Below are 11,834 nucleotides of genomic sequence, written 5' to 3'. Positions count from 1 at the left end.
CTCCCTGAGCGTCTCTCACCAGAGCGTCTCTTACCCCGAGCGCGGTCATCCCTTTCATCCGCTTAGTGACAGTATGTTATGAAGGGTGCCCCGAGCCGACGAGCCGAAGGAGTCCACTGCGATGCCCCAACTCAGCGTCATCGTCTACGGACCGAACGCACAGGGGCATCTGACAGAGCTGTTGGGCTCCCTGGAGGCCCACCCGCTCCCCGACGCCGAGGTCGTCGTCGCCGCCGTCGGCGACTGGGCGCGGGAGACGGCCGAGGGCCACGCCCCCGAGACGGTCGTCGTACCGCTGCCGGAGGGCACCCGTGACGCGGCGGCGCGGGCCGCCGGCGCCGCCCGCGCGACCGGCCGCTGGCTGCACTTCGTGCACGCCAAGGACGGCCTGCCGGCGGGCGCCGCCCGGCTGATCGCCGAGCGCACCGCCGAACTGGACGCCGCGGACGACACGGCGGCCACGGGCGCCGGAGTGGACGTCCTCCTCTTCGACCACGTCGGCACCACCTGGCAGACCGCCGCCACGCCCTCCCGCGACGGCCGCCTGCTCGCCGCCGTCGGCCGCGAGGCCCTGCCCCTGGACGAAGCCGCCGACCTGCTGCGCCTCACCCCGCTGCTCGGCAACCGCGCCCTGCGCGCCGGCTTCTGGCGGGCCCACGAGGAGCTGCTCACCTCCGAGGACGAGCCGTACGCCGCGTACACGGCCCTGCTGCACGCCGGCCGCGTCGCCTGCCTGAACCAGGCGGCGTACGAGAACCGCGAACTGCGCCCCGAGAGCCTGCCGCCGCGCGCCCCCGAGGACCGGTTCGCGCTGATCGAGCGCTACGAGTCGCTGCTCGCGCTCACCCAGGACCGCCGCGCCGCCCGCGCGGTGCTGTACGACCTGATGATGCGCGACCTCGTGCGCACCTTCGCCGGTGAGAACCTCCCCGACGCGGTCGCCCGGGAGTTCTTCCGCCGCGCCTCCCTCGCCGCGGTCCGCTGGCGCCCCGCGAACCACGAGCGCCCGGCGGGCGTGGAGGGCGTACGGCACGCCCTGCTGGAGGAGGGCGCGTACACCAAGTACCGCGCCTTCCAGGCCGCCAACCGCACGCGCCGCGCCGCCAAGAAGGCCGTACGGACCCGCAAGCGCCAGGTCGGCGCCAAGCTCCGCGACCAGCAGTACCGGCGCGCCCTGAGCCGCCCCGTCGACCCGGACCTGGCCGTGTTCGCCGCCTACTGGGACCGCGGGGTGGCCTGCAACCCGGCCGCGATCGCCGCCAAGCTCGCCGAACTCGCCCCGCACATCCACCAGGTGTGGACGGTGTCGAAGGAGAACACGGCCCTGCTGCCGCCCGGCACGGACCACGTGGTCCCCGGCACGCGCCGCTACTGGGAGACCCTGGCCACCGCCAAGTACCTGACGAACAACGTCAACTTCCCCAACGCGGTGGTCAAACGCCCCGACGCCGTCCACATCCAGACCCACCACGGCACCCCGCTCAAGCGCATGGGCCTGGACCAGATGGAACACCCGGCCGCCGCCAAGGGCCTGGACTTCGCCGCGCTGCTGGCCCGCATCGACAAGTGGGACTACAGCGTCAGCGCCAACAGCCACTCCACCCGTATGTGGGAGCGCGCCTACCCGGCCCGCTACACCTCCCTCGACCACGGCTATCCGCGCAACGACGTCTTCTACACGAGCGGCGCCGCGCAGGTCCGCGCCGCCCGCGAGCGCCTCGGCATCGCCCCGGGCAAGACGGCCGTCCTGTACGCGCCCACCCACCGCGACTACGAGGCCGGCTTCACCCCGCGCCTGGACCTCGCGGCCCTCGCCGACCGGCTCGGCGAGGACACGGTGCTCCTGGTCCGCGCCCACTACTTCTACGGCGGCGCCGCCTCGCCCCTCACCGGTCTGCGCCGCTCCGGCCGGATCATCGACGTCTCCTCCTACGACCCCGTCGAGGAGCTGTGCCTGGCCGCCGACGCGCTGGTCACGGACTACTCGTCGATCATGTTCGACTACGCCAACCTCGACCGCCCGATCGTCGTCTACGCCGACGACTGGGAGACCTACCGCACCACCCGGGGCGTCTACTTCGACCTGATGACCGACCACCCCGGCCAGGTCGCCCGCACCCAGGAGGAGCTGACGGAGATCTTCGCCTCCGGGGCCTGGCGCGACGAGAGCGCGGCGAAGGCACGGGCCGCCTTCCGGCGCCGGTTCTGCGAGTACGACGACGGCCGCGCCGCCGAACGGGTCGTACGACGGGTGTTCCTGGGTGAGCCGGAGGAGTCGCTGCCCCCGGTGATCCCGCTTGAGGAACGCACCCCCGCCCCGACCCCCGAGGAGGCCTCGGCATGACGCACGCGACGACCACGACCCCTGACGTCACGGTCACCGTGATCGTCTACAACGACGCGGCCCGCCTCCCGCGGGCGGTGGCGTCCCTGTGCGCGCAGACGCACGCGAACATCGAGATCATCATCAGCGACGACCACTCCACGGACGACACGCCGACGGTTGCGCGCCGGCTGGAGGCGCAGGACGAGCGCATCCGCTATCTGCGCCTGCCGGAGAACAGCGGCGGCTGCAGCGCCCCGCGCAACCGGGCCATCGAGATCGCCCGGGCGCCGTATCTGATGTTCCTCGACAGCGACGACGAACTCCCCTCCCGCGCGGTCGAGTCGCTGCTCGCCGCGCACCGCGAGCGCGAGGTGGACTTCACCATGGGCGCGGTACGCCGGGTCCGGGTGGACAACGGCCGCCGTACGACATGGATGCCGCACCTGGTGGCCGAGCGCCGCACGGTGGACGGCATCGAGGCTGACCCCCGCCTGCTCTTCGAGCACCTGTCGACGAGCAAGATGTACGCGCGCGCCTTCCTGGACCGTCACGAGCTCCGCTTCCCCGAGGGCATCCACTACGAGGACCAGCTGTTCTCGGCGCAGGCCTACTGCCTGGCGAAGGCGTTCACGATCATCCCGGACCCCGTGTACGTCTGGTACATCGACCCGTACGCGGCGGCGGCCTCGGCGTCCATCTCCAACCAGCGGCACAAGGTCACGAACGTCCGCGACCGGGTCCATGTGCAGCGGCTGATCGACGACTTCCTGGTGGAGAGCGGGCACGCGGGGCTGCGGGAGGACAAGGACTTCAAGTTCCTCAAGCACGACTTCCGGATGTACGCGGGCGACCTGCCCTACCGGGACGAGGAGTGGCTGAACTCGTTCGCGGACATCATGAACCCCTACCTGGACACCCTGTCTCCCGGCGCCTACGCACGCCTTCCCCGCGCGGAGCGGGTGGTGCTGGAGCTGCTGCGGCAGGGCCGGCTGGGCGACGCCCAGCTCGCGGCGCGCGGCCTGGGCCACGGGGTGGCACCGCGGCAGATCACGGCCGACGCGTCCGGAGTGCCGTACTGGGGCGACAGCGTGCCCCGCGACGACCGCGGCCTGGCCGAACTGGAACTGTCCGACCTGGAGTTGGACACGCGTCCCTTCTCCAGCGCGCAGTTCCGCCATGAGATCGTCGAGCTGACCCCCGGCAAGGGCGCCTCGCTCACGCTGGCCATCCGCACCTACGACCCCGGGCTGCGCCTGCCGGTCGGCCCGCAGCGCGCCGCCCTGCTCCTGTCGCCGGGCAACCGCCGCATGACGGTTCCGTTCCGCCTCGACCCGGTCCGCCCCGGCGTCTTCGAGGGCACGGTCCGGCTGGACCTAACCGCGGCCCCGGTCCCCCTCCAGGGCTTCGCGGGCGTGCGCCACCCGCTGGTCCGCCTCCAGCAGCAGGGCCTGGCCAACTCCAGCCTCCTGCTGGCACCGCTGGCCTTCCCCACCCTCACGGCCCGCATCGACTACCGCTCCGGCGCCACCCCGCACGAGGTCACCGTCGAGCCGGAGGGCCGCAACCCCGGCCGCCTGCAGATCCGCTGGCGCCCGGTGGGGCTGACGTCGCGTGTCGTGCGGCCGGTGGTCCAGCGGGTGGCCCGCCCCCGGGTCCGCAAGGCGGTGAAGCTGCTGTCCAGCGTGCTTCGCTGAGAGGGCCGGTCCCGAAGCGCCGTTGAACGCGAAGGGGCGCGGGGAAGTGCGGGGCCACCCTGGCCGCACGCGCAGTTCCCCGCGCCCCTTCGGCGCGCCCCGGCCCCGCCTCGGCTCAGCGCACCACCCGGTACAGGACCTGGCCGCCCGGGCCCACGGTCACCTTCCGCAGCCCCGGACCGGTCAGGCTCTCCGGTCCCACGACCCACTTCACGTCGTACCCGCGCACGATCCCGGCCCGGTCAGCGGCAGAGGTCCCCGCGGCGAAGTACCGCGCCACCGCCGCCTCCCGCCGCGCAGCGTCCCGCAGAAACACATCGGGATACCCCGGCGCCACGGTGTACGCCCCGTACGCGGGAATCTGCCGCGCGGGAAACGTCCGGGCCATGACCACGTCCCCGTACTTCACCCAGGGCGTGATCCAGTGGTATCCCACCCACGGCGTCCGGTACCTCGCCGCGACCGGCGAGGGCAGCGCGGCCCTCCCCGTCACGTACCCGAGCGTTCCGATCTGCGTCCACGCCCCCACGGCCAGCGCGGCGCACAGCACGCACGCCCACCCCGCGCGCACCGCGCGCCGCCCCGCCGACACGACCTCCAGCGCGGCCGCGAGCTGGGCCGGGATCAGGGCGGCGGGCAGGGCGCGGCCCCACGAGTAGTGCCCGGTCAGCCCGCCCGCGGCGAACACCAGCGCCCCGAGGACGAAGAACAGGACCAGGGGATCCCAGCGGTCCCGGCGAAAGCGCAGCACCAGCGCCGCGACCCCGAGCAGCACCAGCCCGAACCGCGCGGCCAGGTCCTCGTACAGCGGCTTGTGGATGGCCTCCAGGTCCGCGCCCGCGGAGAAGAGCGAGAAGAAGTCGTAGTACGGCCACAGCCACAGCAGGAGCAGGCCCAGGGCCGGCGCGGCGGCCAGTCGCGGCAGCACGGCCCGGGCCGGTCGCGCCGCGATGACCGTCGCCAGCGCCCCGAGCGAGGCCACCACGCCCGTGAACTGGTGGCACAGCAGGATCAGCGCCCACAGCGCACCCAGCCACAGCCACGTCCCCCACGCGGCCTCCTGCCGCACCGCCCGGCTGAGCCAGGCCCAGAAGTGGAAGGTGAGGCCGAGCGCGAGGACGCTGGGGTACGACACCGTCAGCGCCAGGGAGTTCAGGCCCAGGAAGCCGGACCAGTTGAACAGCAGAGTGCCCCACAGGAAGAGCAGGCTGAGCAGGGCCAGCGCGGGGGCCATGGGGTGGGCGCTGAGGGTGCGGACGTAGCGCCGGACACCGGTGACCAGCAGACTCAGGCCGACGAGCGCGGCGATCCGCAGGACCACGAACACCGACAGCCCGGTGAGCTTGGCGGTCACGCCCAGCACCAGCATCCACGGTGAGTAGTAGGGGCTCGGTGTGTCCGCGTCGACCAGCGGGTTGCCGGGATGCAGCAGATCGTGACGCAGGCGCTGGATGGTCGCCGCGTGCATGCCGAGGTCACCCGCCCACGGCAGGCGGACGACCACCAGGAGCAGCAGCACCACGACGAGCGCGGCGGCGGCCGGCGGCAGCGCCCGGCCGGCCCGCGCGGCGCCGGCCGGCGGCCCGGTGCGGCTCACCGGCTCGGCCTCAGGCGGTACGGTGCGCATCCTGCTGGAACACCCAGGTGCGGTAGACCAGGAAACGGAAGGCGGAGGCGAGCACGATCGACAGTGCCTTCGCCGTGTTCGACCCCAGCACGCTGTGCAGGCCGAACCCGTGGTAGCCGACCCAGAACAGGCCGATTTCCATCACGACCCCGAGGCCGCTGAACACGAAGAACAGCATGATCTGGCGGCGGGTGCGCGAGGCCCGGTCGCGATAGGCGAAATAGCGGAAGCCCAGGTAATTGGTCGCCATCGCGATACAGCTGGCCAGGACCGTCGCGGTCATCGCCTGCCAACCCAGGCCGTGCAGCAGCAGGTTGAAGACCAGGAAATTGACCAGGACACCGCTGCCGCCGACGATCCCGAATTTCACGACCTCCAGCACGACACGCGTGACGGGCCGGGCCGGGGCCGGCGCGGATGCGGACGCGGGGGGCGCTGCCGGGCGGGTCTCGGTGAGAGGAACAGTCACACCGCAGACCCTATCCGAAAGGCGCCGATTAGCAGGAAACGGTAAATTCGCTGATCGTTTTTCGCTAAGGGTCGGCAAGAAAGGGAACGCCCCGGGCCGATTTCACGTCGGCCCGGGGCGCTCACTGCCGTGGGGCACTCACTGCCCCGCGGTTCACGAATGCGTGCGCAGCAGCGTCCGCATCGTCCGCATCGCCACCGAGAGGTTGGCGAGGTCGAACGTCTCCGAACCGCGGATCTCCTCCAGGGTGGTGCGCGCCCGGCTCAGGATGGGCGCGTTCTTCTGTTCCCAGGCCTTGAAGCGCTGCTCGGGCGTGGAGGTGCCGTTGCCGACCGCGAGGACGTCCGCGGTGAGCGCCGCGTGGGCCGCGTACAGGTCCTCGCGGATGGAGGCACGGGCCATGGACTGCCAGCGGTCGTTGCGGGGGAGCTCGATGATGCGGTCCATCAGCTGCGTGATGCTGAGCCGGTCGGCGAGGTCGTAGTACACCTCGGCGACGTCGAGCGGCTCCTTGGCCATGCGGTCGGACACCGACACGATGTCGAGCGCCGGGAAGGCGGAGGAGAACCCGGCCACGCGCGTGGCCAGTTCGTCCGGGACGCCGGCCGCGGACAGCTCGTCGTACACGTGCTGGTACCACTCCAGGTCCGCGCCGCGCAGCAGCTTCGGCAGCTCCTGCCAGACGCGCTCCACCCGCTCGGCGAAGAACTCGACGGTCTCGGCGAGCTCCAGCGGCTGCGGCCGGTTGTTGAGCAGCCAGCGCGTGCCGCGCTCGACCAGCCGGCGCGAGTGCAGCCGGATCCGGGTCTGGACGGCCGCGTCGACCCTGTTGTCCAGGCCCTCCACCGCGTCCCACACAGGCGCCGAGCAGAAGATCGCGCGGGCCGCGGTCTGGGCCCGGACGATCTCCTCCAGGGAGGCCCCGGTCTCCTCGCGCAGCCGGTGCAGATACGTCGTACCGCCCGTGTTGACCGTGTCGTTGACCAGCACGGTCGTGGTGATCTCGCGGCGCAGCGGGTGGTTGTCGATCGCGTCGGCGAACCGCTCGCGCAGCGCCGTCGGGAAGTAGGCGTGCAGCAGCCCGCGCAGGTACGGGTCGTCCGGCAGGGTGGTGGCCAGCAGCTCCTCGGCGACCGTGATCTTCGTGTACGCCAGGACGACGGCGGTCTCCGGGCTGGTCAGGCCCTGGCCCTGGCCGAGGCGCTCGCGGATCTGGCGGTCGGTGGGCAGGAACTCCAGCGCCCGGTCCAGGTGGCCCTCGCGCACCAGGTGGCGCAGGAACCGCTGCTGGGCGTGGAGCATGTCCTTGGCCTGGAACAGCGCGTTGGCCAGGGCGGTGTTCTGCGCGTAGTTGTTGCGCAGGACCAGCGCGCCGACCTCGTCGGTCATCTCGGCGAGGATCTTGTTGCGCTGCTTGACGGTCATGTCGCCGTCCGCGACCAGGCCGTTCAGCAGGATCTTGATGTTCACCTCGTGGTCGGAGGTGTCCACGCCGGCGCTGTTGTCGATCGCGTCGGTGTTGATCTTGCCGCCGTGCATGGCGAACTCGATCCGGCCGAGCTGGGTCAGGCCCAGGTTGCCGCCCTCACCGACGACCTTGACCCGCAGGTCCTTGCCGTCGACGCGGATGGCGTCGTTCGCCTTGTCGCCGACGTCCGCGTTCGACTCGACGGACGCCTTCACATACGTGCCGATGCCGCCGTTCCACAGCAGGTCGACCGGCGACTGGAGGATCGCCTTCATCAGGTCGGCCGGGGTCATCTTGGTGACCTTGTCCTCGATGCCGAGGGCCTCGCGGATGTGGGCGTTGACCGGGATCGACTTGGCGGTGCGCGGGAAGATGCCGCCGCCCGCCGACAGCAGCTCGGTGTTGTAGTCGGCCCAGCTGGAGCGGGACAGCTCGAACAGGCGGCGGCGCTCGGCGTACGACGTCTCCGCGACCGGGGTCGGGTCGATGAAGATGTGCCGGTGGTCGAAGGCCGCGACCAGGCGGATGTGCTCGGAGAGCAGCATGCCGTTGCCGAACACGTCACCGGACATGTCACCGATGCCGACGACCGTGAAGTCCTGGCTCTGCGTGTCCACGCCCAGCTCGCGGAAGTGCCGCTTCACGGACTCCCAGGCGCCGCGCGCGGTGATGCCCATGCCCTTGTGGTCGTAGCCCGCGCTGCCGCCGGAGGCGAAGGCGTCACCGAGCCAGAAGTTGTACTTCTCGGCGACCCCGTTGGCGATGTCCGAGAAGGTCGCGGTGCCCTTGTCGGCGGCGACGACCAGGTAGGTGTCGTCCCCGTCGTGCCGGACCACGTCCTGCGGGGGCACGACCTCGCCGGCGACCATGTTGTCGGTGATGTCGAGCAGTGCCGAGATGAACGTCTTGTAGCTGGCGATGCCCTCGGCCAGCCAGGCGTCGCGGTCCTGCGCCGGGTCCGGCAGCTGCTTGGCGACGAAGCCGCCCTTGGCGCCGACCGGCACGATGACGGTGTTCTTCACCATCTGCGCCTTGACCAGGCCGAGGATCTCGGTGCGGAAGTCCTCACGCCGGTCGGACCAGCGCAGACCGCCTCGTGCGACCTTGCCGAAGCGCAGGTGCACGCCCTCGACGCGCGGCGAGTACACCCAGATCTCGTACGCCGGGCGCGGGGCCGGCAGGTCCGGGATGGCCTGCGGGTCGAACTTCATGGAGACGTAGTCGTGCGGCGTGCCGGCGGCCGCCTCCTGGAAGAAGTTCGTGCGCAGGGTCGCCTTGATGACGGTGAGGAACGACCGCAGGATGCGGTCCTCGTCCAGGCTCGCCACCTGGTCCAGGGCCGCGTCCAGCTCCTCCAGCAGGGCGTCCGTGATCTCCAGCCCGGCCTTCTGCCGGTCCGGCGACATCCGGGCCTCGAACAGCGAGACGAGGAGCCGGGTGGTGTGGACGTTGTTGCGGAGGGTGTCCTCCATGTAGTCCTGCGAGAAGGTCGAACCGGCCTGCCGCAGGTACTTGGCGTAGGCGCGCAGCACCATCGCCTGCCGCCAGGTCAGCCCGGCGCTCAGCACGAGCGCGTTGAAGCCGTCGTTCTCCGCCTTGCCGGTCCAGGTGGCGGCGAAGGCCTCCTGGAAGCGCTCACGGGCGTCGTCGCCGAGGTACTCCCCGCCGCCGGCGGCCCTCGGAATGCGCAGACCGAAGTCGTAGATCCAGGCGGTGGTGCGGTCCACACAGCGCAGCTCGTACGGCCGCTCGTCGGTGACCTCGACACCGAGGCGGCTGAGCACCGGCAGCACCTTGGAAAGGGAGACCGTGCCGCCCTTCTGGTAGATCTTGAACCGGCGCTCCTCGGGGCCGGCGCCGACCGGCTCGTACAGGCTCAGGCTGAAGGTCTTGTCCTCGCTGAGCTGCTCCAGGTGGACCAGGTCGGCGACCGCGGCACGCGGGGTGTGGTCGGCCTTGTAGCCCTCGGGGAAGGCGTTGTTGTAGCGGCGCAGCACCTCGGCCGCGCGCTCCTCGCCGCACTCGGCGGTTAGCGCCTCGGCGAACGCGTCGGCCCAGGAACGGGCGGCCTCGACCAGGCGGGCCTCGATGCGGTCCTTGTCGGCGTCCGACAGCTCGGGCAGCTCCGTGCCCGGCGGGACACGCACGACGAAGTGCAGCCGGGACAGGATCGACTCGGTGTTCCAGGCGGTGAAGTCGACGCTGACGCCGCCGAGCTCCTCCTTCAGGATGTCGATGATCCTGAGGCGGACACCGGTGGTGTAGCGGTCGCGCGGCAGGTAGACGAGGGCCGAGTAGTAGCGGCCGTACTCGTCCTGGCGCAGGTAGAGCCTGAGGCGTCGCCGCTCCTGCAGGTACAGCACGGACGTGACGATGGACTGCAGTTCGGCGACGGGCGTCTGGAACAGCTCGTCGCGCGGGTACGTCTCCAGGATCTGCAGCAGGTCGCGGCCGTCGTGGCTGTGGGGCGAGAACCCGGCGCGCTCCAGCACCTCGTCGACCTTGCGGCGGATGACGGGCACCCGGCGCACGGACTCGGTGTACGCGGCCGAGGAGAACAGCCCGAGGAACCGCCGCTCACCGACGACGTTGCCGTCCGCGTCGAACTTCTTGACGCCGATGTAGTCCAGGTACGACGGCCGGTGCACGGTGGCCCGGCTGTTGGCCTTGGTCAGCACGAGCAGCTTGTGCTCACGGGCCTTGGCGCGGGCGTCGGCCGGCAGCCGCTCGAAGGACGGGCTGACCGGGTGCTGCTCGTCCTCGGCGTGGTGCGGGTCGGAGCGCAGGATGCCGAGGCCGGTGCCGGCCACGGCGGCGAGCGTGTCGTCGTCGCGCAGCTGGTACTCGCGGTAGCCGAGGAAGGTGAAGTGGTCGTCGGCCAGCCAGCGCAGCAGCTCGCGGGCCTCCTCGGCCTCGGGCGCGGGCAGGTCGGCGGGAAGGGGCTCGCTCCGCATCCCGTCGGCGATCCGGGTCGCCGCGTCCCGCATCTTCTCCCAGTCCTCGACGGCCTCGCGGACGTCGGACAGCACGCGCAGCAGGTCGGCGGTGATCTGCTTCAGGTCGGCGCGGTCGGTCTCCCGGTCGATCTCGACGTGGATCCAGGACTCGAAGTGCGCGTCGTGCGGGAGCTCACCGCCGGGCGGGGTCGGCAGGACCTCGATCAGCTTGCCGGTGAGGTCGCGGCGGACCACGAACTGCGGGTGGACGACGACGTGGATGCCACGCCCGCGCCGGGTCAGCTCATTGGTCACCGAGTCGACGAGGAAGGGCATGTCGTCGGTGACGACCTCCACGACCGAGTGACTGCAGGTCCACCCGTTCTCCTCCACGGTCGGGGTGTGGACCCGCACGTTCGCCGTGCCCTGGGGGCGGTTCTCGGCGAGCCGGTAGTGCGAGACCGCGGCGCCGAACACGTCGACCGGGTCACGGCCGGTGAGGTCTTCCGGGGCGGTGTGCAGGTAGTAGCGCTGGAGGAACGCGAGCACGGACTCGCTGTCCGGGGTGTCCGGGGAGCCCTCGCCCGTGGTCCCGGTCGGTAGGTGCCCCCCGACCGGGCTGTTCTCAGCTACCCGGGCAGCCCTCTCGAGCAGCTCGGCCTTGGCTTCGTCCAGCTTGGTCTGCATTGTCCTCTGACTCCTGTCGCGCGCCGTTGCGTGACGTAGAAGGAAGTACGGTCTCTTTCCCTCCGGCTCGACGCCACGGCCCGGGGTGTCCGGTCCGCATCGACGCTATGCCGCGAGGTGAGATGCGCGGGGGGAATTCAGCCATTCTCGACACGCCCGTGGGGTGTGACGCTGCTCTCGGCGTCGCCGTGTCCAGGGTTGTCCTCGGCGTCCCGGGGGCTCCTGCGGCCCCGTCCCGCCCGCGAAGACCAGCGACCGCCGCCCGGTCACGGAGGTGTTCCGTGCAACCCGGGCGCAGGGCAGGGGCAGGATCGCCCCCGCGAGATATCGCGCTGATCACGCCACAAGGCTATCGCTCCTCACCCCGGACCCGTCATGAGCCGTATGTGTACAAAACCGAGGGGTGAAGTTTGACGTTCTGCACAGGGGTCGGACGGGGGGTGGTGGCGTATCCGGTCGGACGGGGCCCATGGGGTCGCCGGGGCGCCGGCGGCGGAGCCGGGCGGCGGTGTCCGGTCGCGTCCGGTCGCGGGGGCAGAGGCCCGACCGCACTCTGGGAACAGGGCGCTCCGACCACCGGTGAGGCGCCGAGGCCGTCGCCGGAACCGCCACGGCCCCCTTGGCAAG

At 71.4% G+C, this 11,834-nt stretch carries 5 protein-coding genes; 2 read left to right on the top strand and 3 right to left on the bottom strand.

What is annotated here, in order from left to right; genetic code table 11:
- The first annotated feature begins 121 nt into the window (after nucleotides 1-121).
- Entirely contained in the window at nucleotides 122-2,344 is a 2,223-nt protein-coding gene (locus tag IE244_RS00120; RefSeq protein ID WP_191870567.1) for a CDP-glycerol glycerophosphotransferase family protein, read from the top strand.
- Complete coding sequence (locus IE244_RS00115; protein WP_191870566.1) at nucleotides 2,341-4,020, top strand: glycosyltransferase family 2 protein; 1,680 nt, start codon at nucleotides 2,341-2,343, stop codon at nucleotides 4,018-4,020. The genes IE244_RS00120 and IE244_RS00115 overlap by 4 nt, the downstream gene beginning before the upstream one ends.
- A 115-nt stretch (nucleotides 4,021-4,135) precedes the next feature.
- Here the strand turns inward: IE244_RS00115 and IE244_RS00110 are convergent, their stop codons facing one another.
- The 3 genes from IE244_RS00110 to IE244_RS00100 all read right to left on the bottom strand — a co-directional run bounded on the left by IE244_RS00110 (nucleotide 4,136) and on the right by IE244_RS00100 (nucleotide 11,207).
- The gene (locus IE244_RS00110) at nucleotides 4,136-5,647 is read right to left on the bottom strand and encodes a hypothetical protein (RefSeq protein WP_229853891.1); all 1,512 of its coding nucleotides are present in this window, start codon (nucleotides 5,645-5,647) and stop codon (nucleotides 4,136-4,138) included.
- The gene (locus IE244_RS00105) at nucleotides 5,628-6,029 is read right to left on the bottom strand and encodes a GtrA family protein (protein WP_229853890.1); all 402 of its coding nucleotides are present in this window, start codon (nucleotides 6,027-6,029) and stop codon (nucleotides 5,628-5,630) included. The genes IE244_RS00110 and IE244_RS00105 overlap by 20 nt, the downstream gene beginning before the upstream one ends.
- Nucleotides 6,030-6,269: 240 nt before the next feature.
- Complete coding sequence (locus IE244_RS00100; RefSeq protein WP_191870564.1) at nucleotides 6,270-11,207, bottom strand: NAD-glutamate dehydrogenase; 4,938 nt, start codon at nucleotides 11,205-11,207, stop codon at nucleotides 6,270-6,272.
- Nucleotides 11,208-11,834 lie beyond the last annotated feature (627 nt).

The sequence above is a fragment of the Streptomyces filipinensis genome (genome assembly GCF_014649495.1).
Classification (GTDB): Bacteria; Actinomycetota; Actinomycetes; order Streptomycetales; family Streptomycetaceae; genus Streptomyces; species Streptomyces filipinensis.
Note: the sequence above shows the minus strand (reverse complement) of the source record. Positions and strands in the feature narration are given on the sequence as shown.